The 25380-nt window shown below is 72.3% G+C and carries 15 protein-coding genes and 3 pseudogenes; 8 read left to right on the plus strand and 10 right to left on the minus strand.

Going from position 1 to position 25380, the window contains the following annotated elements; genetic code table 11:
- Positions 1-88: 88 nt before the first annotated feature.
- Positions 89-274: pseudogene (locus ACSMX9_RS19495) on the minus strand (transposase); the annotation flags it as partial.
- A gap of 122 nt (positions 275-396) precedes the next feature.
- On the opposite strand from ACSMX9_RS19495, the gene ACSMX9_RS19500 reads away from it, so the two are divergent.
- Entirely contained in the window at positions 397-1773 is a 1377-nt protein-coding gene (locus ACSMX9_RS19500; RefSeq protein ID WP_445395579.1) for an IS1380 family transposase, read from the plus strand.
- Between the two features lie 239 nt (positions 1774-2012).
- On the opposite strand, the gene ACSMX9_RS19505 is transcribed toward ACSMX9_RS19500, so the two are convergent.
- On the minus strand, positions 2013-2579 hold the full coding sequence (locus tag ACSMX9_RS19505; RefSeq protein ID WP_445395581.1) for a Uma2 family endonuclease: 567 nt from the start codon (positions 2577-2579) through the stop codon (positions 2013-2015).
- Positions 2580-2809: 230 nt separating this feature from the next.
- Here ACSMX9_RS19505 and ACSMX9_RS19510 point away from each other — a divergent pair, with 230 nt between their 5' ends.
- The 4 genes and pseudogenes from ACSMX9_RS19510 (at position 2810) to ACSMX9_RS19525 (ending at position 10772) form a co-directional block, all read left to right on the plus strand.
- Positions 2810-4942: a thioredoxin domain-containing protein gene (locus ACSMX9_RS19510; protein ID WP_445395583.1), complete on the plus strand. Its 2133-nt coding sequence runs from the start codon at positions 2810-2812 to the stop codon at positions 4940-4942.
- A 240-nt stretch (positions 4943-5182) separates the two neighbouring features.
- Positions 5183-6496 (plus strand): glycosyltransferase, encoded by a 1314-nt coding sequence (locus ACSMX9_RS19515; RefSeq protein WP_445395585.1) that lies wholly within the window; start codon positions 5183-5185, stop codon positions 6494-6496.
- Positions 6493-8130: an ArnT family glycosyltransferase gene (locus ACSMX9_RS19520; RefSeq protein ID WP_445395587.1), complete on the plus strand. Its 1638-nt coding sequence runs from the start codon at positions 6493-6495 to the stop codon at positions 8128-8130. Before ACSMX9_RS19515 ends, ACSMX9_RS19520 begins: the two co-directional genes overlap by 4 nt.
- A gap of 109 nt (positions 8131-8239) precedes the next feature.
- Positions 8240-10772, plus strand: a pseudogene (locus ACSMX9_RS19525) (galactose oxidase-like domain-containing protein).
- A 41-nt stretch (positions 10773-10813) separates the two neighbouring features.
- Here ACSMX9_RS19525 and ACSMX9_RS19530 read toward each other — a convergent pair.
- Positions 10814-11563, minus strand: a complete 750-nt coding sequence (locus ACSMX9_RS19530; RefSeq protein WP_445395589.1) for a Mut7-C RNAse domain-containing protein — start codon at positions 11561-11563, stop codon at positions 10814-10816.
- A gap of 279 nt (positions 11564-11842) precedes the next feature.
- On the opposite strand from ACSMX9_RS19530, the gene cas6 reads away from it, so the two are divergent.
- Positions 11843-12532: a CRISPR-associated endoribonuclease Cas6 gene (gene cas6, locus ACSMX9_RS19535; protein WP_445395591.1), complete on the plus strand. Its 690-nt coding sequence runs from the start codon at positions 11843-11845 to the stop codon at positions 12530-12532.
- Positions 12533-12683: 151 nt separating this feature from the next.
- On the opposite strand, the gene trhA is transcribed toward cas6, so the two are convergent.
- Entirely contained in the window at positions 12684-13475 is a 792-nt protein-coding gene (trhA, locus tag ACSMX9_RS19540) for a PAQR family membrane homeostasis protein TrhA (protein WP_445395593.1), read from the minus strand.
- A gap of 411 nt (positions 13476-13886) precedes the next feature.
- On the opposite strand from trhA, the gene ACSMX9_RS19545 reads away from it, so the two are divergent.
- Positions 13887-15737: a phosphoenolpyruvate carboxykinase (GTP) gene (locus ACSMX9_RS19545; protein ID WP_445395595.1), complete on the plus strand. Its 1851-nt coding sequence runs from the start codon at positions 13887-13889 to the stop codon at positions 15735-15737.
- 271 nt (positions 15738-16008) lie between these two features.
- Here ACSMX9_RS19545 and ACSMX9_RS19550 read toward each other — a convergent pair.
- The 4 genes and pseudogenes from ACSMX9_RS19550 to ACSMX9_RS19565 form a co-directional block, all read right to left on the minus strand.
- Positions 16009-16398: pseudogene (locus ACSMX9_RS19550) on the minus strand (SCO4983 family protein); the annotation flags it as partial.
- 106 nt (positions 16399-16504) lie between these two features.
- Positions 16505-17266: a L,D-transpeptidase gene (locus ACSMX9_RS19555; RefSeq protein WP_445395597.1), complete on the minus strand. Its 762-nt coding sequence runs from the start codon at positions 17264-17266 to the stop codon at positions 16505-16507.
- A gap of 143 nt (positions 17267-17409) precedes the next feature.
- Positions 17410-21900: a SpaA isopeptide-forming pilin-related protein gene (locus ACSMX9_RS19560; protein ID WP_445395599.1), complete on the minus strand. Its 4491-nt coding sequence runs from the start codon at positions 21898-21900 to the stop codon at positions 17410-17412.
- A 113-nt stretch (positions 21901-22013) separates the two neighbouring features.
- Positions 22014-23225 (minus strand): pyridoxal phosphate-dependent aminotransferase, encoded by a 1212-nt coding sequence (locus ACSMX9_RS19565; protein WP_445395601.1) that lies wholly within the window; start codon positions 23223-23225, stop codon positions 22014-22016.
- Positions 23226-23350: 125 nt separating this feature from the next.
- Here ACSMX9_RS19565 and ACSMX9_RS19570 point away from each other — a divergent pair, with 125 nt between their 5' ends.
- Positions 23351-24016, plus strand: coding sequence for an alpha-ketoglutarate-dependent dioxygenase AlkB (locus ACSMX9_RS19570; protein ID WP_445395603.1), 666 nt, complete (start codon positions 23351-23353; stop codon positions 24014-24016).
- A gap of 19 nt (positions 24017-24035) precedes the next feature.
- Here ACSMX9_RS19570 and ACSMX9_RS19575 read toward each other — a convergent pair whose 3' ends face one another.
- Complete coding sequence (locus ACSMX9_RS19575; protein ID WP_351240022.1) at positions 24036-24290, minus strand: hypothetical protein; 255 nt, start codon at positions 24288-24290, stop codon at positions 24036-24038.
- A 263-nt stretch (positions 24291-24553) separates the two neighbouring features.
- On the minus strand, positions 24554-25249 hold the full coding sequence (locus tag ACSMX9_RS19580) for an HNH endonuclease (protein ID WP_445395605.1): 696 nt from the start codon (positions 25247-25249) through the stop codon (positions 24554-24556).
- Positions 25250-25380: the final 131 nt, after the last annotated feature.

Here is a 25380-nt window from a genome sequence, read left to right on the forward strand (position 1 = left end):
CTGATGGCCCGGCTGTCGCGTCGGGTGGGCGCCGGGTTCCACGCCTCCGGCTGGAGTGGTTCTGCTCGTAGGGTCGGGAACGTGCTGGTCAGCCGGGGTTCGGGAGAGCTTCGAGTCGGGCGATGGCGTCGGTGATCATGTCGGTCCAGGGCCAGTGGCGTGCGAATCTGAGGTGCCGGCGGCGGGCGGTGGTGACGATCTGGGCGGCGGTGGAGAAGAGGCGGATCCGGAGACGGCGGGGCTCCCACCTGCGGGTTTTGCCGTTCAGGGCTAGCCTCGCGCTTTCACGAAGTGGGCTGTCCAGCAGGTGATCAGGACAGCAGAAAGTGCCTCTGACCAGCGAGAATGAGGATTGTCTAGGCCCTTGTTCCCGCCGCTGTCGGAGGCACTTTCCAGGTGAAGAAGCGTATCGGGTCGTACCCGCGTATCCGCGCTGGGGGCGGCGGTCGCGGGGTGGTCTCGCAGGCCGGGGCCGTGCTGCTGGTGGAAACGGTCCGCAAGTGCGGTCTGGATCAGGCGATATCGACGGCACTGGCGCCCTGGCGGAAGTCCCGCGCGGTGCACGATCCGGGCAAGACGGTGCTGGATCTCGCGCTTGCAGTAGCGCTCGGCGGCGACTGCCTCGCCGATGTCGCCATGCTGCGGGCCGAGCCCGGCGTGTTCGGGCCGGTGGCCTCAGATCCGACGGTCTCCCGGCTCATCGACACTCTCGCCGCCGGTGGGAACCGTGCGCTGACCGCGATCCGCCAGGCGCGAGCTCACGTCCGCGAACACGTCTGGCAACTGGCCGGCGACGCGGCGCCGGACGCCCGCGGGAAGGTGACCGTTGACCTGGACGGCGTCCTGGTGATCTCCCACTCCGACAAGGAGGACGCGGCCCCCACCTGGAAGAAGACCTTCGGACACCACCCGCTGATGGGATTCGTCGACCACGGCACCGGCGGGTCCGGCGAGCCGGTGGCCGCTGTGCTGCGGCCCGGAAACGCAGGCAGCAACACCGCCACCGACCACATCACCGCGGCCCAACTCGCCCTGGCCCAGCTACCGAAGGGCTACCGGCGAGGCCGGCAGACGCTGATCCGTGCCGACTCCGGCGGCGGCACCCACGAGTTCGTCGCCTGGCTCGCCCGGCGCGGCCGATGGTTGTCGTACTCGGTCGGCATGACCATCACCGAGCAGATTCACCAGGCCGCCCTCAAGGTCCCCGCCACGGCCTGGACGGCAGCGATCGATCCCGGCGGCGAGATCCGGGACGGGGCCTGGGTTGCTGAGATCACCGGAGACTGCCTCAAGGGCTGGCCGAAGGGTATGCGGCTGATCGTCCGCAAGGAACGCCCGCACCCCGGCGCCCAGTTGCGTATCACCGACGCCGACGGACTGCGGCTGACCTGCTTCGCCACCAACACCACCGTCATACCGATCGCGGCACTGGAGCTCCGTCACCGCCAGCGGGCACGGGCCGAGGATCGCATCCGAGCCGCCCGAGCCACCGGCCTACGCAACCTGCCCCTGCACGACACCGCACAGAACCAGGTCTGGCTGGAGATCGTCCAGATCGCCCTCGACCTCCTCGCATGGATGCCCATGCTCGCCCTGACTGGCGAGACCCCCAGGTGGGAGCCCCGTCGTCTCCGGATCCGCCTCTTCTCCGCCGCCGCCCAACTCGTCACCACCGCCCGTCGCCGGCACCTGAGGTTCGCCCGCCACTGGCCCTGGACCGACGTGATCACCGACGCCCTGGCACGGCTCGAAGCCCTCCCGAACCCCGGTTGACCAGCACGTTCCCGTCCCTGCGAGCAGCACCACCCCGACCGGAGCAGTGGAACCCGGCGCCCACCCGACGCGACAGCCAGGCCATCAGCGTGCCCACCACCGGCCCGAACAACCGAAACGGCCCGCCGAAGAAACCGACGGACCGTCACGAAAGATCGAGGCTAGAGGCCCCCGGTTGCGGACATGTCTCAGCCCACAGGGCGTCGGAGGCGCCGAGGACGCGGGCGGTTCCTAGTTGCTCACAGGGCCGCAAGGTCGACCGTGACAGGGAATGGCGCGGTGGCCTTCACGGCGCCGGTGAACACCTCACCGTCCCGGTAGGCCCTGCTGGCTGGGTCGAGGACGTAGGTGTAGACGATCGGAACGCCGGTGGCGGACTGCTCGATGCGCCAGTAGAAGGGGATGCCGGCCTTGGCGTACTGGTCCACCTTCACGACCCGGTCGGTTGTTTCCGACCCGGGCGATACGACCTCGACGACCAGGAGCACGTGCTCGGGGCGCGTGGGCGTGAGGTCGATCGTCTCCGCCCGGTACACGATGACGTCGGGACGGCGGTTGGTGAGCGGAACGTCCTGCAATCGGACGTCGAAGTCCGTGTCGGCGTTCCAGTCCGGGCCTGCGGCGGCATCCAGGGCATTGGCCAGGGTGCGGGCCAGCCGGTTGTGCCGCTTCGAGGCGCTCGGGCTCACGATGACCATCCCGTCCACGATCTCGATGCCTGCGCACTGCTCCTCGGACCAGGAGTCGTACTGCTCCGCGCTGATCTGCGTGTGCATCCACGCAGGCGCCACCATCTCGGCGGTCATGAAGTACCTCCTTCGAGGATGCGGTGCTCGACTCAGCGTACTGCCCGCCTCCAGTCGGGCACCGGCTTTGGGGTCGGGGTGGAATCTCCAGCGTCCGCAGGGGTGAAATGCGCATAAAAGGGGCGATTCGCATTCACCATGTGATGGCGCATGAGTGCAAATCGGCCAAGCGGGGCGGGGGCTTGCGGGCCGAACCGGCAGGGCCGCGTCGGCGTGAGAGGCTGGGTCTCATGAACCGGCTGGCTGGTGTGACCTCGCCTTATCTGCTTCAGCACGCTGACAATCCGGTCGACTGGTGGCCGTGGGGGCCCGAGGCCTTCGAAGAGGCGAGACGGCGCGATGTGCCCGTTCTGTTGTCGGTCGGATACTCTGCGTGTCACTGGTGCCACGTCATGGCGCACGAGTCGTTCGAGGACGAGGCCACCGCGGCGGTCCTCAACGAGCACTTCGTGAGCGTGAAGGTCGACCGCGAGGAGCGGCCGGACGTCGACGCGGTGTACATGGAGGCGGTGCAGGCGGCGACCGGGCAGGGCGGCTGGCCGATGACGGTGTTCCTGACGCCGGATGCTGAGCCGTTCTACTTCGGGACGTACTTCCCGCCCGAGCCCCGGCACGGGACGCCCTCGTTCCGGCAGGTGCTGGCGGGGGTCGAGCAGGCGTGGCGGGAGCGTCGGGGCGAGGTCGGGGAGGTCGCCGCGAGGATCACCCGGGACCTGGGGGAGCGCCGGTTGGGGCACGGGGCGGGCGTCCTGCCGGGGGAGGAGGTGCCGGCCCGGGCGCTGCTGGAGCTGACCCGGGAGTACGACGCCCGGCACGGGGGCTTCGGCGGGGCGCCCAAGTTCCCGCCGTCCATGGTGCTGGAGTTCCTGCTGCGCCACCACGCCCGAACGGGGTCCGAGGGTGCGCTCCAGATGGTCGTGGACACCTGTGAGCGGATGGCCCGGGGCGGGATCTACGACCAACTGGGCGGCGGGTTCGCGCGCTACGCGGTGGACCGGGAGTGGGTGGTGCCCCACTTCGAGAAGATGCTGTACGACAACGCCCTGATGTGCCGGGTGTACGCGCACCTGTGGCGGGTCAACGGTTCGCAGTCCGCGCTCCGGGTCGCGGTGGAGACCGCCGAGTTCATGGTGCGGGAACTGCGCACCGAGCAGGGGGCGTTCGCGTCCGCGCTGGACGCCGACAGCATCGGTCCCGACGGCCGTTCCCACGAGGGGGCCTACTACGTGTGGACCCGGGAGCAGCTGCGGGAGGTGCTCGGGGAGCGGGACGCCGAACTGGCCGCCGCCCACTACGGGGTGAGCGAGGAGGGCACCTTCCCGGAGGGTGGCGCCGGGGTTTCGGTGCTGCAACTTCCGCAGGAAGAAGGGGTGTTCGATGCCGAACGGGTGGCTTCGGTGCGGGAGCGGTTGTTCGCCGCCCGGGCCGGGCGGCCCGCGCCGGAGCGGGACGACAAGGTGGTGGCGGCCTGGAACGGGTTGGCGATCGCCGCGCTGGCGGAGGTCGGCGCGTATGCGGACCGGCCCGACCTGGTCGAGGCCGCGGTGTGCGCGGCCGATCTGTTGGTGCGGGTGCACCTCGATGGCGCGGCCCGGCTCAGCCGTACCTCCCGGGACGGTCACGCCGGCGCGAACGCCGGCGTGCTGGAGGACTACGGGGACGTGGCGGAGGGCTTCCTCACGCTGGCGTCGGTGACCGGGGAGGGGGTGTGGCTGGATTTCGCGGGGTTGTTGCTGGATCACGTGCTGGTGCGGTTCACCGACGGGGACGGTTCGCTGTACGACACCGCCTCGGACGCCGAGCGATTGATCCGGCGCCCCCAGGACCCCACCGACAACGCCGCTCCGTCCGGCTGGACGGCCGCGGCCGGGGCACTGCTGTCGTACGCGGCGCAGACGGGGTCCGCGCCGCACCGGGAGGCGGCCGAGCGCGCCCTCGGGGTGGTCGCGGCCCTGGGGGCGCGGGTGCCGCGGTTCATCGGCTGGGGGCTCGCCGTCACCGAGGCGGCGTTGGACGGGCCGCGCGAGGTGGCGGTGGTCGGGGCGGACGACGACCCGGTGCGACGGACCTTCCACCGGGCGGCGCTGCTCGGCACCGCGCCCGGGGCGGTCGTCGCGGTGGGTGCTCCGGCACGACGCGACGCCGGGGCGGAGGGTGGGGACGGCGGCTCGGGGGTGGAACTCCCGTTGCTCGCGGACCGTTCGCCGCAGGGCGGGCGGACCACCGCCTACGTCTGCCGGAACTTCACCTGCGACGCCCCGACCACGGACCTGGAGCGGCTGCGGACGGCCCTCGGGGTGCGGGTCGATGTCGACGGCGGCCGCGGAGGAGACGTCAACGGGGCTGATATCAAGCCAACTTGAGCGATCATGATGACGCACTCGCAACCCGCCGAACGGCGGGTTACGAGTGCGTTTTCTTTCGGGGAATGACCCGGAACGAACGCTTCCGTGCCCGAAAGATCGCCATACAGAGCCCCGCTATGCGAAACAGGCCATTTATCGACCGCGTGCCGTGACGTCCGCTGATGCTCCTACTCTCTCCCTGTCGGTGGGGGGCGCGACGAGGTGTCGTGCGCCGGCGGGGTCCATGGGGGGATCTGGTTGCTCACGTCGGTCTTCGTCGCCGCGGTGTCGCTGGCGCTGTTCTGGATGGCGGCGTTCACGCTCTGGTGGCAGATGCACGCCTGGCGCACCCCCGAGGTGCTGGCCTCGACCCGGTTCGCCAGCCCGGAGGGCGGCGGCGCCCTGTCGTTCTCCCTGCTGCTGCCGGCCCGCCACGAGCAGGCCGTCCTCGACCACACCGTCCGACGGCTGCTGGAGTCCACGCACCCGGACTTCGAGGTCATCGTCATCGTGGGCCACGACGACCCGGAGACCGCCGAGGTCGCCCGGCTCGCCGAGTCCCGTGACCGACGGGTCAGGGTCGTCGTCGACACTCACGAGGCCAAGAACAAGCCCAAGGCCCTCAACACCGCCCTCCCGCACTGCCGGGGCGAGGTCGTCGGGGTCTTCGACGCCGAGGACCAGGTCCACCCCGCACTGCTCGCCCACGTCGACCACGCCTTCCGCTCCACCGGCGCCGACGTCGTCCAGGGCGGGGTGCAACTCATCAACTTCCACTCCAGCTGGTACAGCCTGCGCAACTGCCTGGAGTACTTCTTCTGGTTCCGCTCCCGACTGCACCTGCATGCGCAGAAAGGATTCATCCCACTCGGCGGCAACACCGTCTTCGTCCGCACCGAGGTGCTGCGCGAGGCCGACGGCTGGGACCCGCAGTGCCTCGCCGAGGACTGCGACCTCGGGGTCCGGCTGTCCAGCGTCGGCAAGAAGGTCGTCGTCGCCTACGACTCCGACATGGTCACCCGCGAGGAGACCCCCGGCAGCCTGCTGTCCCTGTTGAAGCAGCGCACCCGCTGGAACCAGGGCTTCCTCCAGGTGTACCGCAAGAAGGACTGGAAGCGGCTGCCGACCGCGGGACAGCGGTTGCTCGCCCGCTACACCCTGATGACCCCCTTCCTCCAGGCGTTCACCGGGGTGGTCATCCCCCTCAACGTGGTGGTGGCCCTCCTCCTCGACGTCCCCGTGGCCGTCACCTTCGTCACCTTCCTGCCCGCCGTCACCGCCGTGATGACCTTCGTGTTCGAAGTGGTCGGACTGCACGACTTCGGCAAGCAGTACGGACTGCGGGTCCGCCTCGCCCACTACGGGAAGCTGGTGCTCGGCGGACCCTTCTACCAGGTGCTGCTCGCCGGCGCCGCGATCCGCGCCGTGTGGCGCGAACAACGCGGCCGGCACGACTGGGAGTTGACCAGCCACACCGGCGCCCACCTCGCCACCGTCCCGGCCGCCGCCGTCCCGGCCGCCGCCGGATCGGGCGCCCGCCCCGCAGACCTCCGAGAGGACGCCCCCGCGTGAGAGCCACCCTTCCCGCGGCGGACGCTCCTCCCGTCCCCGCGCGACGCCCCCGTGCCGCCCGCCGCCCGGTCCTCACCCGCCGGCCCGTGGTCCGGTTCCGCACCTCCCCCGTGGACCTGGCGCTCTGCACCGTCCTGGTGGCCGTGATCGTCGCCGTCCAGGGCTGGAACATCGGCGCCTACCCCACCTTCAGCGACGACGAGGGCACCTACCTCGCCCAGGCCTGGGCCGTCCAGCAGGGCGAGGGGCTCGCCCACTACACCTACTGGTACGACCACCCGCCCGTGGGCTGGCTCCAACTCGCCGCCCTGACGTGGCTGCCCGCCCAACTCGCCCCGGAGACGATGACCGTGGGCACCATGCGGCTGGCCATGCTGGTGATCGTCGCGATCAGCGCCGTCCTGGTCTACGTCCTCGCCCGCCGCCTGTGGCTGCCGCGCTGGTCCGCCGCGCTGGCCACGGCGCTGTTCGGACTCTCCCCGCTGGCCGTCAACCTCCAGCGGCAGATCTTCCTCGACAACATCGCCGTGCTCTGGATGCTCCTCGCGTTCTGCCTCGCGGCCTCGCCCCACCGTCACCTGTGGCACCACTTCGCCGCCGGGATCGCCGCCGCGATCGGCGTCCTCAGCAAGGAGACGATGCTGCTGGTGCTGCCCGCGCTGCTGTTCACCATGTGGCGCTTCAGCCACCGTGACACGCGCAAGTTCGCCTTCACCGGGGCCATCACCTCCTGCGCCCTGGTCGGCTTCACCTACCCGCTGTTCGCCGCCCTCAAGGGCGAACTCCTGCCCGGCGACGACCACGTGTCCCTGTGGGACGGCGCCGCCTACCAGATGAGCCGCCCCGGCTCCGGCTTCGTCCTCGACCCCTCCTCCGCCGCCCACCAGGTCCTCCAGGACTGGCTGTACTACGACCGGGTCCTGCCGCTGGGCGGACTCGCCGCCGCCCTCGTCCTGCTCGCCGCCTACCGCTGGTCGGTCACCGCCCGCGCGCTGGCCGGCCCCGCCGTCACCGTCGCCCTCCTCGCCCTCGTCGCGCTGCGCCCCGACGGCTACCTGCCGGCCATGTACGTGGTCCAGGCCCTCCCCTTCCTCGCCCTCGTCCTCGCCGGCGCCGCGGCCAGCGCCAGTCACGCCCTGCTCCGCCGCCGGCGCCGACCCGACGAGTCCCGCCTGGTCCGCGGGGTGCGCATAGGGCTCCTCACCGCGCTCGCCCTCGCCGCCGCGGCCCACACCGTGCCCCGCTGGTACGACGCCAACCGGGACGCCCTCGCCGCCGACGAGAGCGCCCCGCACCGGCAGGCCGCCGCCTGGATGGCCCGCGAGGTGCCCGACCCCGCCCGCACCCGGGTCCTCACCGACGACGCCCTCTGGCTGGACCTCGTGCACGCCGGGTACCGCCCCGGCGACGGCGCCATCTGGTTCTACAAGGTCGACCTCGACCCCGAGGTCAGCCGGACCCTGCCCCGCGGCTGGCGCGACGTCGACTACGTCGTCTCCTCCCGCACCGTCCGCCGCGACGCCGTCGACCTGCCCACCGTCAAGGCGGCCCTCGACCACTCCCGCCCCGTCGTCACCTTCGGCCAGGGCGCCGCACGAGTGGAGATCCGCGAGGTCACGGGGGACCGGGGATGACCCGCGCCGACCGTGCGGCCACCGGATCGGACGGCCGACCGACGCCGCTCGCCACCCCGACGGCCCCCGCACCCCGAGGGCCGCAGCCGCAACCGTTGAGGAGTACCGCATGACCCTCGTCCCGCGGCGCGCCCGCTCCGCAGCCCGCACCCGCGCCACCGCGCGGCGGAGAACCGCCCTCCTGGGCGTGACCGCGCTGGTCGCCGGAGGGCTGCTCGCCACCCCGCAGACCGCGACCGCCGCCAACCTGCTCAGCAACCCCGGCTTCGAGACCCCCGGCCCCGGCGGCGCCGCGATGCCCCACTGCTGGTCCCGGGCCGGCTGGGGCGACAACGACGTCAGCTACGAGACGGTCGCCGACGCCCGGACCGGCACCGCCGCCATGAAGGTGGCTCTGGCCCGCCGGGTCAGCGGCGACCGCAAGGCCATGCTCACCGAGAACCCGAGCTGTGCCCCGCGGGTGCAGCCGGGCACCCAGTACGACCTTGGCTTCTGGTACAAGTCGACCACCCCGGACGCCGCCGTCACCCTCTTCCGCCGCGACACCACCGGCGGCTGGCAGTACTGGACGGACCTGCGCACCCTGCCGGTGGCCCCGGGCTACCAGCAGGTCGAGGTGCGCACCCCGCCGATCCCGCCCGGCACCGACCAGATCACCTGGGGCGTCTCCGTCTACGGGGTCGGCTCGGTCACCACCGACGACTACGCCATGCACGCCGTCGCCGTCGAACCGCCCGACCCCACCTGCACCGGCGCCTCCGCCGTGGAGTGCCGGGACGGACGCTGGGACGTGCTGCCCACCGAGAACCCCGTCCGCTCCTCGCACGCCGTCGTCCTCCACAACGGCAAGGTGCTGCTGATCGCCGGCTCCGGCAACAGCGAGGGGGCCTTCGCCGCCGGCACCTTCACCTCCGCGATCTACGACCCCGCGGACGGCTCCTACCGGATCGTCCCCACCCCGAAGGACATGTTCTGCGGGGGCCACGTCCAACTCCGGGACGGGAAGTTCCTGGTGATGGGGGGCAACCTCGCCTACCCGGCCGCCGACGGCTCCCACGGGTACAAGGGGTACCGCGACTCGTACCTCTTCGATCCGGACACCGAGACGTACACCAAGACCACCAGCAGCATGAACGACGGCCACTGGTACCCCTCCGCCACCCTCATGGGCAACGGCGACGTGCTCTCCTTCGGCGGTCTGCGCGAGGACTCCACCGGCTCGGTCACCGCCGACCGCTGGTCCGCCGCCGAGAACCGCTGGCTGCCCACGGACCGGGTCAACCAGACCTGGAGCTACTGGGGCCTCTACCCGGCCATGGTCCTGTTGCAGGACGGCCGCCTCTTCTACTCCGGCAGCCACGTCTTCGGCAACGGCACCCCCGGCACCGGCGCCTCCCTCTACGACTACGAGGCCAACACCGTCACCGACGTGCCCGGACTCCAGCGCAAGGACGAGCGCGACCAGTCGGCCAGCGTGCTGCTGCCCCCGGCCCAGGACCAGAAGGTGCTCACCCTCGGCGGCGGCAACATCGAGACCAACCCCGACGCCAACCGCCTCACCGACGTCATCGACCTCAAGGACCCGAGCCCCCGCTACACCGCAGGCCCGTCGATCCCGCAGGGCACCGTCGACCGCGGCGCCGGCCCGGTCCCGCAGTCCGGCGACGAGGGCAAGATGTACGTCTCCGCCGTCCTGCTGCCGGACGGCAAGGTGCTGGAGACGGGCGGCGCCCTCCACAACCGCGCCGACCCGGTCTTCTCCTCCTCCCTCTTCGACCCCGTCACGCGCACCTTCGACAAGGTCGCCACCGACCCCGAGCCCCGCGGCTACCACTCCACCTCGTTCCTGCTCCCGGACGGCCGGGTGATGTCCACCGGCGACAACCCGGGCAGCAACACCTGGAACCACCACGTCTCCGTCTACACCCCGCCCTACCTGCTGAAGGGCCCGCGCCCGACGATCACCTCCCTCGCCCGGACCGAGTGGCAGTACGGCTCCACCCAGCGGATCACCGTGGACCGCCCGATCGTCAAGGCCCACCTCATCCGCCCCTCGGCCGTCACCCACTCCTCGGACCCCAACCAGCTTCGTCGACCTGCCCCTCACCGTCAACGGGAACACCATCGACCTCAACGTCACCAGCAACCCCAACATCGCCCCGCCCGGTTGGTACATGCTCTTCGCCACCGACGCGGCCGGCGTGCCCTCCGTCGCCCGGTGGGTCCGCGTCGACGGCCCCGCCGCCCTGAGCCCCACCACCGCCGACCCCGGTGGGGCCCACGCCCACCACGGCGGGGCGCCGAGCGCCGCACCGGAGGGTGCGAAGGCGCCGGCCCCGCACGTGCACGACTTCGCGGGCGCCCCGGCCGCCGAACCGAGGGCACCGCTGGAGGAGCGAGCCTCCCAGAAGGTCAGCCCGACCCTCTCCGGCTGCGACCGCCACTACGGCGCCGCCGGGGTCTGCGTCCCGACCGACTACCCGCCCGGCGTCAAGGCGACCACCGCGGCCCGCTGCACCTGGCTCGCCCGGCACGACTACGGCCCCCTGAGGGTCAACGGCGAGTCCGACCCGCAAGGCCTCGACCCCGACGGCGACGGCACCGCCTGCGGCAAGGGCGACCTGCGGCGCGGCCGCCGCTGACCGACGGGCCGGGGGAACACAGCGGCCACGGCGCTGCGGGACTACGGGGTCACGGGGCCGAACTCCGCGACGGCGTCCGCCACCATCCGCTCCAACTGGTCGTGGTGGGCGCCGCGCCAGTACACCCCCTCGCACGCGGTGCACCGCGCGAACACGTCGTAGGTGCGCCGGGTGCCGTCCTCGATCCGGTCGGCCACCTCGTCCCCGGTCGCCGTCACCAGGGTCCCGTTGCACGCGGTGCAGCGCGTCCAGGGCCGCAGCTCGGGCGCGAACCGCCCCAACACGTCGCGCAGTTGTTCGTCCGGCCGGTCGCTGTAGACGTACGCCCCCGCCCACAGCTCCCGCCGTCGCAGCAGTCCCCGGTCCCGGCTGAGCATGACGCGTCGCTCCTGGGCCGACCGGGCGGCCAGCGCCGGGTCGCCGATGTCCACCGCCTCGTAGGCGGTGTCGATCCCGAGCACCCGCATCCGCCGCGCCAAGGTCCCCAGGTGCACGTCCAGCAGGAACCGCAACGGGGCTCCCGGCACCTGCTGAGGACGCACCACCGCCCCCACCCGCACCACGTCCCCGTCCACCGGCACGTACCCGAACGGCGCCGGCCGCCCGTGCACGTTCACCCCGCCCACCTCGGTCAACGGCACGCCCAGGGACTCGACCACGTGCCCGAGGCTGGACGTTCCGTCGACCCGCAGCGCGGTGGGCCCGCCCCGCCGCTTGTGCGGCACGAAGAGCCCCAGTTCGGGGGCGACTTCCAGGGTGATCTGCGGGCCGGTGGTGTGCTCGTCCTTCATGGGGCTCAGGATGTCATTCGGGGCAGGGCGGGACCTACGGGTTTCCACGGCGCTCCACCGGTCACTCCCCACCCAACCGGTCCGACGCCCCCTATCAGACCCAAGGCGTCCCACATAGGACTTCGTGGGAAATTGCCCCCGAACACCAGGTCGTCGTTAGGGTGAGCCCACAGAGAGTAGCGACGGCGGGCCGCCGCCCCGCGTCAGGCGCCGGGTGCCGTGCCGTCCGTCGTGGTGAACCGGATCGAGAAGAGGGCCCCGTAGCGGGGTTGGGGGAGCATGCGGGTCAGGGTTGACGTCGAGGCAGACGTGCGGTCGTTGTCGTGGAGCGATGTGCACGGACCCGCCCGGGGCGTGGTGTACGGGCTGCTCAGCAGCCATGACGCGGACCTCGCGCGGAGGTTGCACGACGAGGGGTGGAACGGGCAGTCGCTCAAGCCGCTGGGCATGACGAGCCCCCAGTTCCGGGGCGCGCGGCGGGTGAAGGGCGTGTACACGACGTCGGCGGACGGCTCGGTGTGGTTCGGGTCGCCCGCGCCCGAACTGGCGGCGGCGCTGGTCTCGTCCCTGTCCAAGCGCACCGAGATCCGCTGGGGTGCGGCTCGGCTGCGGGTCCGGGGCGTGGCACTGGACGTGACGACGCCCTCGCATTCCGGGCCGGTCGAGCTGGCGACGCTCACGCCCGTGATCGTGAAGGGCGAGAACGGGTACCTGTTGCCCGAGGACGAGCCGTACCTCGATCGACTCCGGCACAACCTCGTCCACAAGGCCAGCGTCCTCGGACTGCCCGCGCCGACCGGGGTGCGGGTGCTGGAGGCGGGGCCCCGGCGCAAGTTCACCGTGCGGGGAGCGCCGCGGATCGGTGCGCTGGTGCGGGTGTCGATGGACGCGGACGGACGGTTCGTGGACGCCCTGCGGTCCTGGGGCCTCGGGCTGGACACCATGCAGGGCTTCGGCTGGATCAAGTAGGACGTCGACGGCGCCCCGTCGGCCCCATTCGGTCCCGTCTGCGGCCCGCGCCGCCCGTGTCGTCCTCGGCCCGGGACGTTCCCCCGCCCTCGTCGTTCCGGCGGGGGCCCCGACCGGCCGGGGCCCCCGCCGGCCGGCCCGCCCCCCGCCCTCAGCCGTGCTGGTACGCGACCAGCGAGATGCCCACGTAGTGGACGACGAAGGCGGCCAGGGTGAAGGAGTGGAACACCTCGTGGAAGCCGAACCAGCGGGGGGACGGGTTGGGGCGCTTGATGCCGTAGACGACCCCGCCGGCGCTGTAGAGGAGGCCGCCGACGATCACCAGGACGAGGACGGCGATGCCGCCGGTCCGCAGGAAGTCGGGGAGGAAGAAGACGGCGGCCCAGCCCATGGCGATGTAGCACGGGGTGTAGAGCCAGCGGGGGGCGCCGACCCAGAAGACCCGGAAGACGATGCCGGCCGCCGCGGCGGCCCACACGCTCCACAGCAGCCACTGCCCCTTGGCGTCGGGCAGCAGGAGCAGGGTCAGGGGGGTGTAGGTGCCGGCGATGATCAGGAAGATGTTGGCGTGGTCGAGGCGGCGCAGCACTCCGCTCGCGCGGGGGCCCCAGTTCCCCCGGTGGTAGAGGGCGCTGACGCCGAACAGCAGGCAGGCGGTGAGGACGTAGATGCCGCAGGCGATGCGGCCCCGGGTGGAGTCGGCGAGCGCGGTGAGGAACAGCCCGGAGACCAGGACGGCCGGGAACATGCCCGCGTGGAGCCAGCCGCGCAGTTTCGGCTTCACCTCGGCGACGGCGGGCTCGTGCACCTGTTCGAGGGTCGTGGTGTCGGCTTGGCGGGGGACCGCGAGGGCCGGTGGCGCGCCCTCCGCTCCCGGGTCTCGGACGTCCTGGGGACCGGGTGAATCCGGGAGTGCGGGCACGGGCGCAGTCATGTTCGGCATCGTACCTACGCTTCCGTAGGTGCAGCAGCCGCCCTCGACTGTCCAGCTCCTCGGTCCGGCGGCACCCGGATGGTGGGTGCCCGGCACCCGGACGGTCGGTGTCGCGGTGGACCGGACGGCGGAGCCGGGTGAGGGGGGCCTCCCCGGCGCGCGCCGAACGGTGACGGGTGGGGGGTGAGGTGCGCGTGACGTTCCGTGCGCCGGTGTGCTGCGCCGGAGGCGTGTCGTGGTGAGGCTCACGCCGCTCACTTGTGAGCCCCTCTGGACATCTGCGCATTTGCGGCGGATGATCAAATGAGTGCGGTCGGCACCGGATGAGCGCCGAGGCGGGGGGTGGACCCTGCCGTGAAGCATCCGGGTCGCAGCCCCCAAGGGGCGGAACAACGTCAAACCCTCATTTAGGAGCAAATCGTGGCGCGCGATAACGCGGCTCCCGGCACCACCGGCGACACCCTCACCCCGCCCACCACCCACCAGGGGCTCATCGCCTGGGTGAACGAGATCGCCGAGCTGACCCAGCCGGACCGCGTGGTCTGGTGCGACGGATCGGAGGCCGAGTACGAGCGGCTGGCCGAGGAACTCGTCGCCAAGGGCACCTTCCGCAAACTGGACCCGGTCAAGCGCCCGAACTCCTACTACGCCGCCTCCGACCCCACCGACGTGGCGCGCGTCGAGGACCGCACCTTCATCTGCTCCGAGAAGGAGGAGGACGCCGGCCCCACCAACCACTGGCGGGCGCCCGCCGAGATGCGCGAGGTGTTCCGGGGCGTCGACGGCCGGGGCGGCATCTTCCGCGGTGCGATGCGCGGCCGGACCATGTACGTCGTCCCGTTCTGCATGGGCCCGCTCGGCTCGCCGCTCTCCGCGCTCGGCGTGGAGATCACCGACTCCGCCTACGTCGCCGTCGCCATGCGCACCATGACCCGGATGGGCAAGGCGGTCCTGGACGAGCTGGGCTCCGACGGCTTCTTCGTGAAGGCCGTGCACACCCTGGGCGCCCCGCTCGCCGAGGGCGAGGCGGACGTGCCGTGGCCGTGCAACGCCACCAAGTACATCTCCCACTTCCCCGAGGACCGCGAGATCTGGTCCTACGGCTCCGGCTACGGCGGCAACGCCCTGCTCGGCAAGAAGTGCTACGCCCTGCGCATCGCCTCGGTGATGGCCCGCGACGAGGGCTGGCTCGCCGAGCACATGCTGATCCTCAAGCTGACCCCGCCCAGCGGTGAGGCCCGGTACGTCGCCGCCGCCTTCCCCTCGGCCTGCGGCAAGACCAACCTGGCGATGCTGGAGCCCACCGTCAAGGGCTGGACCGTCGAGACCATCGGCGACGACATCGCCTGGATGCGCTTCGGCGAGGACGGCCGGCTGTACGCCATCAACCCGGAGGCCGGCTTCTTCGGCGTGGCCCCCGGCACCGGCGAGCACACCAACGCCAACGCCATGAAGACGCTCTGGGGCAACTCCGTCTTCACCAACGTCGCGCTCACCGACGACGGCGACGTGTGGTGGGAGGGCATGACCGAGGACACCCCCGCCCACCTGACCGACTGGAAGGGCAACGACTGGACCCCGGAGTCCGCCGCCCCGGCCGCGCACCCCAACGCCCGGTTCACCGTGCCCGCCGCGCAGTGCCCGACCATCGCCCCCGAGTGGGAGGACCCGAAGGGCGTGCCGATCTCGGCGATCCTCTTCGGCGGTCGCCGCGCCAGCGCCGTCCCGCTGGTGACCGAGTCCTTCGACTGGAACCACGGCGTGTTCCTGGGCGCCAACGTGGCCTCCGAGAAGACCGCCGCCGCCGAGGGCAAGGTGGGCGAGCTGCGCCGCGACCCGTTCGCGATGCTGCCGTTCTGCGGCTACAACATGGGCGACTACATGGCCCACTGGGTGAACGTGGCCAAGGACAAGGACCCGGCCAAGCTGCCGCGGATCTACTACGTCAACTGGTTCCGCAAGGACGACGGCGGCCGGTTCGTGTGGCCGGGCTTCGGCGAGAACAGCCGGGTCCTCAAGTGGATCGTGGAGCGCCTCGACGGCACCGCCGAGGGCGTGGAGAGCCCGATCGGCGTGCTCCCGGCGCAGGGCTCCCTGGACACCGAGGGGTTGGACCTCTCCGACGCCGACCTCGACTTCCTGCTGACGGTCGACAAGGAGGTGTGGCGCGAGGAGGCCGCCCTGGTCCCCGAGCACCTCAACACCTTCGGCGACCACACCCCCACGGAGCTGTGGGACGAGTACCGCTCCCTGGTGCGCCGCCTCGGCTGAGGCCGCTGCGGCACCCGCGGTGCCACGGCCCGCCGGTCCTTCCCCTGACCGGCCGGGCCCCTCCGCGCCGGCCCCCTCCCGGGCCCGTGCGGAGACCCGACGAGCCCCCGGAGGTCACAACGGTCCTCCGGGGGCTCGTCCTCGTGCGCGGTCAGCGGGCGGCGGCCAGCTTCCGGCGGCGCTCGCCGCGCCGTGCCCGGTACCCGGTGTCCTCGGGGGCGTGGTGGGCGACGCGGCGCGGTGCGGGCGCCGGCGGGACGGCGTCCTCGGGGGCGGCGTGCACGTCCATCCGTTCCGCAGCGAGGATCGCGACCGTGGTGTCCGCGCGGGAGGCGGCCACCACCAGGGCGCGGCCCGCGAGGGCGTGCGCACGGTGGTGCAGTCCGAGCGAACGGGCCCGACCGGGGCCGGGCACCGCGGGCTCGGGGACCCCGCGGACCGGGGCGGCACCGCGGAGCCGGGCGATCTGGCCGGCGATCCGGTCGGCGGCACGGGCGAGGTCGGGGGTGGGGGTGAGGGCCCGCAGCTCGTCGGTGACGGCGAGCAGGGCGGAGAGGTGTCCGGCGAGCTGGATGTCCAGCTCCTCCTCGCGCGAGCGGTGCGGGTAGTCACCCTGGTCGGCCACCGTGTGGACCGACTTGGTGCGGATCGGTTCGTACATGGAACGGGCCTTCCTGTGCTGTGACGAACCCATCCTAGCTTGGATCGAGTCTAAAACTAAGCGGAGTCCCGTATTCAGCCCCTTCCGGCGGGACAGCCGTCCGCACTCAGTCGGCCGTCCCCGGCTTGACCCCCCAGACGTACACCGCGTCGTCGACGTCCAGCAGCTCCCACAGCACCTCCGCGTCCCCCAGTCGGAGGTTCACGCACCCCGCCGACCCGCCCCCGTCGAACAGGCTGTCCAGCCGGCCGTGCAGGGCCTGCCCCCCGTCGAAGAACTGCGCGTACGGCATGGGGGTGTCGTACAGGGTCGACACGTGGTCCTTGCTGCGCCAGTAGATCGCGTGCCAGCCGGTGCGGGTCTCCTCGCCGTCCCGCCCGCTGCGGATCGGCACCGGGTCGAAGACCACGTCCTGGCCGCGCTGCACCCACAGCAGCTGCCGGTCCAGGTCCACGCAGGTCACCGGGTACGAGCGGGCCGGGCACAGCCGGTCCGCGTTGGGGTCGGCCCGGGCCCGGACCGCGGTCATCACCCGGTAGGTGAGCAGATTGGCGTAGCCGTCCGCGGGGTCGACGGCCTGGGCCTCCTGGAAGCCGCGGATCGCCGCGCAGTCCTCCGGCGACTGCGCCCCGTCCACCGGCCGCCCCAGGTACTCCTCCATCGGCCGCTGGTAGGGGCCGGTGGAAGCGGTGCACTCCTCGTCGACCACCACGGGCCCGGCGGCGGCCCTCGGAGCGGTGGCGACGCCCGCCGCGGCCCCCAGCACGGTCGCGGCGAGCACGAGCAGCGCACCGCCCCGGTACCGGGAACGCCCCGCGGGTCCGCCCCCGGGCACCGCAGCCGCTATGCCGTCGTCAGCAGGGGTCATGACGGTGCCTCCGTCCGCTCGGGTCCCACCACAGCTACCAGCCGTCCCCGCCCACCGCCCCGGGAGAGGGGCCGAAACGGTGAGGCCGGGGACCGCGGTGGCGGTCCCCGGCCTTCGCCGGTCGGCGGTTCAGCGGGTGGGCGTCACTTGCCCTTGCCCGGCTCCTCGCGCTTGTTGGCGACGTTGACCGTCACGGTCTCACCGGCGTTCTCCTCGGTGATCTCGATCGGGCCCCGGACGGGGTTGTCCGGCAGCACGTAGCCCTCGGGCACCGCCGTCTCGCGCACGTAGTACGTGCCGAGCGGCAGTTCGTCGAAGACGCAGAGCCCGGCGGCGTCCGTGGAGCAACCGGTGCCCTCGCGGGTGTCCGCGGGGGTGGAGCCGGAGGCGCTGGTCTGGAGGCCGGGCACGCCGTTGGACTCGGTCCACAGCTCGAAGACGGCCCCGGCGAGCGGGCGACCGTTCTTCTTGTCCGTCTTCACGACCTCGATGACGCTCTCCTCGGCCGGGGTCCGGGTGTTCCCCGCCTCGACGCCGACGCCCTCGGCCGCGTTCTCCTCGGTGAGGACCAGCGGGCCGAACACCGGGTTCGCCGGCAGTTCGTACCCGTCCGGGGCCTGCGTCTCGCGCCAGTAGTACGTGCCCGGGTCGACGGTGCGGGTGCACTCGCCGTTCGCCGGGGTGGTGCAGGTGCCGCCGACCTGGGTGTCGGGGTCGGCGCCGGTGGTCTGGAGACCGGGGATGCCGTTGGTCTCCTCCCACAGCTGGAACACCGCGCCGGTGAGCGGGTCGCCGGTCTCCTCGTCCACCTTCACGACCGACACCTCACCGGTGACGGGCGTGCGGGTGTTGTTCGCGGTGACCGTCACGCCCCGCGGGGCGTTCTCCGCGGTGATGACCAGCGGGCCGAAGACCGGGTTGGCCGGCAGTTCGTACCCGGGCGGGGCCTGGGTCTCGTACCAGTAGTAGGTGCCCTCCTCGACGGTGCGGGTGCAGGCTCCGTTCGCCGGAGTGGTGCAGGCGGCGCCGACCTGGGTGTCGGGGTCGGCACCGGTGGTCTGGAGACCCGGGATGCCGTTGGACTCCTCCCAGAGCTGGAACACCGCGCCGGCCAGGTTCGCCCCGCTGCTCGCGTCCTTCTTCACCACCGTGACGTCACCGGTGACCGGCGCCGTCTCGGTGTTGTTCGCGGTGACCGTGACGCCCTGCTCGACGTTGTCCTCGGTCAGGTGCAGCGGGCCGAAGACCGGGTTGGCCGGGAGGTCGTACCCGGGAGGCGCCTGGGTCTCGCGCCAGTAGTACGTGCCCGGCTCCTCGACCCGGGTGCACGCGCCGTTCGCCCCGGTGGTGCAGTCGGCGCCCACCTGGGTGTCCGGCACCGCGCCGGTGGTCTGGAGACCGAGCTGGCCGTTGGTCTCCTCCCAGAGCTGGAACACGGCACCGGCGAGGTTCGCCCCGGTCTCCGCGTCCTTCTTGACGACCGTGACCGCGCCGGTGACCGGGGCCGTCTCGGTGTTCTCCGCATCGACGCTGACGCCCTGCTCGGCGTTGGCCTCGGTGAGGGTGAGCGGCCCGAAGACCGGGTCGGCGGGGAGGTCGTAGCCGGGAGGCGCCTGGGTCTCGCGCCAGTAGTACGTGCCGATCTCGACGGTCCGGGTGCACTGCCCGTTGGCCCCCGTGGTGCAGGGGCTGCCGATCAGGGTGTCCGGAGTGGCGCCGGTGGTCTGGAGGCCGGGGACGCCGTTGGTCTCCTCCCAGAGCTGGAACACGGCACCGGCGAGGTTCGCCCCGGTCTCCGCGTCCTGCTTGACCACCGTGACCGCGCCGGTGACCGGCTCCGTCTGGCTGTTGCTGGCGTTGACCGTGACGCCGGTGGAGGCGTTGTCGTCGGTCAGGGTCAGCGGGCCGAAGACCGGGTTGGACGGCAGCTCGTACCCGGGCGGGGCCTGGGTCTCGTACCAGTAGTAGGTGCCCTCCTCGACGGTGCGGGTGCAGGCTCCGTTCGCCGGAGTGGTGCAGTCGGCGCCCACCTGGGTGTCGGGGGTGGTGCCACCGGTCTGGAGCCCCGGCGCGCCGTTGGTCTCCTGCCAGAGCTGGAACACCGCGCCGGCCAGCGGGTCGCCGGTCTGCGAGTCCCGCTTGACCACGGTGACGTCACCGGTGACCGGGACCGTCTCGATGTTGTTCGCGGTGACGCTGACGCCCGTGCCCGCGTTCGCCGCGGTCAGCACCAGCGGCCCGAAGACCGGGTTGGCCGGCAGGTCGTAGCCGGGCGGGGGAGCGGTCTCGCGCCAGTAGTACGTGCCGAGCTCCACCGTCCGCGAACACTGTCCGTTCGCCGGGGTGGTGCAGTTGGCGCCCACCTGGGTGTCCGTGTTGGCGCCGGTGGTCTGGAGGCCGGGGATGCCGTTGGTCTCCATCCAGAGCTGGAACACCGCGCCGGCCAGCGGGGCCTGGGTGGCGGAGTCCTGCTTGAGGACGGTCACCGCGCCCGTGACGGGGGCGGTCGGGTTGTTGTTCGCGGTGACGGTGACGCCCGTGCCCGCGTTCTCGTCGGTGAGGACCAGCGGGCCGAAGACCGGGTTGGTCGGGAGGTCGTAGCCGGGAGGCGCCTGGGTCTCGCGCCAGTAGTAGGTGCCCTCCTCGACGGTGCGGGTGCACTCGCCGTCAGCACCGGTGGTGCAGTCGGCGCCGATCTGGGTGTCCGGGTTGGCCCCGGTGGTCTGGAGCCCCGGCGCGCCGTTGGTCTCCTCCCAGAGCTGGAACACCGCGCCCGCCAGCGGGTCACCGGTCTCCACGTCCTGCTTGACCACGGTGACGTCGCCGGTGACCGGCGCCGTCGCGGTGTTGTCCGCGGTGACGGTCACGCCCGTCGGTGCGTTCTGGTCGGTGAGGACCAGCGGGCCGAACACCGGGTTGGCCGGCAGGTCGTACCCGGGCGGCGCCTGGTTCTCCCGCCAGTAGTAGGTGCCGGTCTCGACGGTGCGGGTGCACTCGCCGTTCGCCCCGGTGGTGCAGGACGGGCCGATCTGGGTGTCGGGGTCGGCGCCGGTGGTCTGGAGACCGGGGATGCCGTTGGTCTCCTCCCAGAGCTGGAACACCGCGCCGGCCAGCGGGGCCTGCGTCACCGAGTCCCGCTTGAGCACGGTGACCGCGCCCGTCACCGGGATCCGGTTGTCGAGGGCGGTGATGCTCACCCCGTCCGGCAGGTCCGCCGAGGTCAGGTTCAGCGGCCCGAAGACCGGGTCGTCCGGCAGGTCGTACCCGGGCGGGGCCTGGACCTCGCGCCAGTAGTAGGTGCCCAGGTCGACGGTGCGGGTGCACGCGCCGTTGGCGTCGGTGACGCAGGTGGCGCCGACCTGGGTGTCCGGGTCGGCCCCGGTGGTCTGGAGGCCGGTCTGGCCGTTGGTCTCCTGCCACAGCTCGAACTCGGCGCCGGCCAGGTCGGCCTGCGTCTCCGCGTCCTTCTTCACGACCTGCACCGGGCCCTGGGTGGGTGCCACCGAACAGTCGGGGAGGTTGGTCGCGTTGAACGGGTAGGCGTGGAACTCCTGCCCGCCGCCGCCACCCGCGGGGCTGGTGTGGGTGATGGAACCCGTGCTGAAGAACCGACCGTTCGTGCCCGGCAGGGTGACCGTGGTCTCCGACGCCTGGTTCCCCACCAGCACGCTGCCCTGGAACTGGCCGGTACCGGCCAGGTTCACCGTGGTGGCGTCCGGGAAGTTCCACAGCAGCCGTGAACGGAGCTGGTTCAACGGGTCGGTGTCGAACGGGCTGCCGCTGTAGGTGCTGATGGTGCGGTTCGCGCCCAGCACGTTGACCAGCACGGTCGCGCCCGCCGGAATGTTCTGGAAGACGATGCCCTGCTGGCCGCCGCTCGCCGTCGTCATGTTGAAGTCGACGTTGAAGATCTGGAGCGCGGAGGTGTTGTCACCGGTGAAGACGGTCTGACCGCCCTGGTTCACCGCCGTGCCGGTCGCCGGCCGGGTGCCCTGCGCGTCCCGCGCGTAGCACTGGCTCGCCGTGGTCAGCTCGTCGCGCAGCCCGACGTAGGGGGCCGCGGCGTTCGGGTCCTGGACCACCGTGCCGGTGATGGTGCCGGTCGCGGTGCCCGCGTGGCGGACCACGCCGCCGTCGGCGAGCAGCGACTCCCCGGGGGCCACGGTGACGTCGCCGCCCGTGGTGAGGAAGTCGGCGCCGTTCGGCGGCGGGACCCGGGAGCCCACGCCCACGATGCCGATGTTGTAGATCGAGCTGAAGCCCGCGGCCTTGTCCTGGCTGAAGTCCCCGAGGACCACCAGGCGGCCCTCGGCCTCGGCGGCCCGCTCGCGGACCCGGAAGTCGCCGCCCGCGAAGATGTTGATGCCGTTGTCGCGGCCCGCGATCGGGCCGTTGCTGATCGGCGGGTAGGGGTTCGGGCAGTCGCCCGGCACGCAGGGGCCGAGGCCCCCCGGCAGGGGAGCGGCCACGGCCGGCGCGGCGGCCGTACCGAGGGCGATCAGCGGGGCGGAGGCGGCGGCCATGGCGTAGGCGGCGGCCAGGCTCCAGACGCGTCTGCGGCGCCCGGCCCGTGCGGTGCCGGGGCGCGGCCGTTGCCCGGCGCGCCCCGGTGACCTGGGAAGAAGTGGTCTCATGTGTGCCGTTGTCGCACGCGCGCGTGGACGGCGTGGCACGCCGACACTCCCACCGGGCCAATCGCGGTACGACGGATCACCCGCTTGCAGGGGCCGGGCCGGCTCCCGGGCCGTCAGTGCTGGCCGTAGCCGTCCAGGAAGGAGCCGATGCGGGTCACGGCGTCGGTGAGCTGGGCGGCCGTGGGCAGGGTGACCACCCGGAAGTGGTCGGGCTCGGGCCAGTTGAACCCGGTGCCCTGGACCACCATGATCTTCTCGCTCCGCAGCAGGTCCAGGACCATCTGTCGGTCGTCCTTGATCTTGTACACCTTCGGGTCCAGCCGGGGGAACAGGTACAGCGCCCCCTTGGGCTTCACGCAGGTCACCCCCGGGATGCGGGTGAGCAGCTCGTAGGCGGTGTCCCGCTGCTCCTTGAGCCGGCCGCCGGGCAGCACCAGGTCGGTGATGGTCTGTCGGCCGCTGAGCGCGGCGGCCACCCCGTGCTGGCCGGGCATGTTGGCGCACAGCCGCATGTTGGCGAGGACGGTCAGTCCCTCCAGGTACGAGTCGGCGTGCGCGCGGGGCCCGGAGACCGCCATCCAACCGACCCGGTACCCGGCGACCCGGTACGCCTTGGACATGCCGTTGAAGGTGAGCGTCAGCAGGTCGGGGGCGACGGCGGCGGTCGGGATGTGGGTGGCGCCGTCGTAGAGGATCTTGTCGTAGATCTCGTCCGAGCAGACCAGCAGCTGGTGGCGGCGGGCGATGTCGGTGAGCCCCCGCAGCACCTCTTCCCCGTAGACGGCGCCGGTCGGGTTGTTCGGGTTGATGATCACGATCGCCTTGGTGCGGTCGGTGACCTTCCGTTCGATGTCGGCGAGGTCCGGCATCCAGTCGGACTGCTCGTCGCACCGGTAGTGCACGGCGGTGCCGCCGGAGAGCGCCACGGCGGCCGTCCAGAGCGGGTAGTCCGGCGCGGGCACCAGGACCTCGTCGCCGTCGTTCAGCAGGCCCTGCATCGCCATCACGATCAGCTCGGAGACGCCGTTGCCGACGAAGACGTGCTCGACGTCCGTCTCGATGCCCAGGGTCTGGTTGTGCATGACGACCGCGCGACGGGCCGCGAGCAGCCCCTTGGCGTCGCCGTAGCCGTGGGCGTCGCCGAGGTTGCGGAGGATGTCCTCCAGGATCTCCGGGGGGCAGTCGAAGCCGAAGGCCGCCGGGTTGCCGGTGTTCAGCTTGAGGATGCGGTGGCCGGCCGCCTCCAGGCGCATGGCCTCTTCGAGAACCGGTCCCCGGATCTCGTAACAGACGTTGGCCAGCTTGGTCGACTGAATCACCTGCATGCGGGCCACCCTACGGCGCCGGTGCGGCGGCGGGGCTGTGTTTTGCGGCACGTGGGGGTGGTGGTGGGAGGACGTCCCTCCCCTTTCGTCGATTGTTTGTTCGATTCGTGTTCTAGGGTGGACGCATGACCCCCGCCCCCGTGCCGCCCCCGCTCCAGGGCTCCCTCTTCGACCAGCCGCCCGACCCCGGCACCGGTCCCGTGACGGTGTCCACCGGCCCGCTGGCCGGAGTGCGGCGCACCGCGCTCGCCGCCGGGGCCTGGGTGGACGTCCTCCCGGGCTGGCTGCGCGGGGCGGACGAACTGTTCGACCGGCTCGCGCGGGACGTGCCCTGGCGCGCGGAACGGCGCGCGATGTACGAGCGCACCGTGGACGTGCCCCGGCTGCTCTGCCACTACGGCACCGGCCGCCCCCTGCCCCACCCCGCGCTGGACGCCGCCCGGGCCGCACTGAACGCCCGCTACGGGCCCGAACTCGGTGAACCCTTCGTCACCGCCGGCCTCTGCTACTACCGCGACGGCCGGGACAGCGTCGCCTGGCACGGCGACCGCCTCGGCCGCGGGGCGCACCAGGACACCATGGTCGCCATCGTCTCCGTGGGCGCCCCGCGCGACCTGCTGCTCCGCCCCCGCGGCGGCGGTCCCGCCACCGTCCGCCACGCCCTCGGCCACGGGGACCTGATCGTCATGGGCGGCTCCTGCCAGCGCACCTGGGAGCACGCCGTGCCCAAGACCGCCCGGCCCGTCGGCCCCCGGATCAGCATCCAGTTCCGTCCCCGCGGGGTGCGCTGAGGGGGCCGCCGAGCGGGGGTCAGCCCACCGTGGAGGTGTCGCCGCCGAGGATCGAGGCGTGCTCCAGCACGTCCTCCATCGGGTCGTCGATCTGCCCGATGGAGATCACCGTGATCCGGTGGCCGTTGTGCGAGTCGGTGTGCGTCTCGTCCGCCACCGCCGCGCCCGAGGGCACCGCCGTCGCCAGCGCCGTCGCCCCCAGCGCGGTCAGCGCCCACCGGACCCTGGCGCGGGCACCGCCGCGGTGCGTGCGGCTGCCACCGGCTTCGCTCATGCTGTGCTCGCCTGCCCATCTCTCGTCGCCCCGGTTGCCCGAGTCGCCTCGTCGCCGGAGCGGGTCCGCCCCGACCCGCCCCGTCGAGGATGCCGGATCCGGTGTACCCGACTCATCCGCCCGGAGGGCCCCGGAGTCACGAAGGGCTGCCCGGTCGCGGGATATGCCCGGGATGGTCCACCCCTGAGGGGGACGGGTCGCACGGATGGGCGGAGGGTGAACCCTTGGCGCCGGGGTCGCCGGCACGCGCCCCCGGCACCGGCTCACTCCGCCGGGGTGTAGATCACCACGGTCTCCTCGCAGGCGTTGTCCGCGAACAGCTTCAGCGTCTCCAACTCGTCCTCGTCCACGCTCAGCGACCAACGGTGCTTGGTGGCGACCCACTCGCCGACGTAGCGGCAGAAGTCCTCGCCCTCCAACGGCAGCCAGTCCGCCACGTCCTGCTCGGCCTTCTCCTGCACCGTGCGCGTGGTCGCCACGGCCAGGGTGGCGGGGGCGTCCCGGTCGTTGGCGTACGCCTCGCGGCGGGCCGCGGTCCAGGAGGCGGCGCCCGAACCCCACGCCTCGGCCAACGGGACGAGGTGGTCCACGGTGAGCGATCCGGTGCCGCTCACCGTCTGGTCGTCGTAGTACGAGGTCCAGGTGCCGCCGTGGATCGTGCAGCCGGGGCCCACCACGGGGGCCTCCACCGCTTCCGCGATCAGCACCTCCCGACGGGTGTCGCAGCCGTCCGCCGGGTCCGTGCCCGCGTTCCAGTGCGGGAACGCCTCCGGCACGTAGCCCGTGCGGTCCTCCTCGGCGGTGGGGAGCGTGGAAAGGGCGTCCTCCAGTTGCATCACGACTGCGGCGTGCGCGGGCGGCGCCGGCGCCATCACCGCGGCGACCACCAGCGGGGCCAGCGGGAGCAGGGCGGCGCGGCGCACGCGCCGTCGTCGGGAGCGGGGAATGCGCGTCGTCATGCTCCCCTGGGTAGCGTGCGCCGGTGGCCCGGCGGGGGCTGTTGGGGACGGCCCACTCGGATGGGCGGCGGACACCGTGCCCCGCGGACGTCTCCGCGCGCCGGAGCACGAGCTCCGGCGCACGGTCAGAC

It is taken from the genome of Streptomyces sp. LE64 (assembly GCF_052606915.1).

What these genes read in the sequence shown, in the direction of transcription:
- ACSMX9_RS19565 (WP_445395601.1), bottom strand. Translation starts at nt 23,225, where the DNA reads ATGCAGGTGATTCAGTCGACCAAGCTGGCCAACGTCTGTTACGAGATC.
- trhA (WP_445395593.1), bottom strand. Translation starts at nt 13,475, where the DNA reads ATGCCGAACATGACTGCGCCCGTGCCCGCACTCCCGGATTCACCCGGT.
- ACSMX9_RS19580 (WP_445395605.1), bottom strand. Translation starts at nt 25,249, where the DNA reads ATGACGACGCGCATTCCCCGCTCCCGACGACGGCGCGTGCGCCGCGCC.
- ACSMX9_RS19510 (WP_445395583.1), top strand. Translation starts at nt 2,810, where the DNA reads ATGAACCGGCTGGCTGGTGTGACCTCGCCTTATCTGCTTCAGCACGCT.
- ACSMX9_RS19570 (WP_445395603.1), top strand. Translation starts at nt 23,351, where the DNA reads ATGACCCCCGCCCCCGTGCCGCCCCCGCTCCAGGGCTCCCTCTTCGAC.
- ACSMX9_RS19530 (WP_445395589.1), bottom strand. Translation starts at nt 11,563, where the DNA reads ATGAAGGACGAGCACACCACCGGCCCGCAGATCACCCTGGAAGTCGCC.
- ACSMX9_RS19555 (WP_445395597.1), bottom strand. Translation starts at nt 17,266, where the DNA reads ATGACCCCTGCTGACGACGGCATAGCGGCTGCGGTGCCCGGGGGCGGA.
- ACSMX9_RS19505 (WP_445395581.1), bottom strand. Translation starts at nt 2,579, where the DNA reads ATGACCGCCGAGATGGTGGCGCCTGCGTGGATGCACACGCAGATCAGC.
- ACSMX9_RS19560 (WP_445395599.1), bottom strand. Translation starts at nt 21,900, where the DNA reads ATGAGACCACTTCTTCCCAGGTCACCGGGGCGCGCCGGGCAACGGCCG.
- cas6 (WP_445395591.1), top strand. Translation starts at nt 11,843, where the DNA reads ATGCGGGTCAGGGTTGACGTCGAGGCAGACGTGCGGTCGTTGTCGTGG.
- ACSMX9_RS19575 (WP_351240022.1), bottom strand. Translation starts at nt 24,290, where the DNA reads ATGAGCGAAGCCGGTGGCAGCCGCACGCACCGCGGCGGTGCCCGCGCC.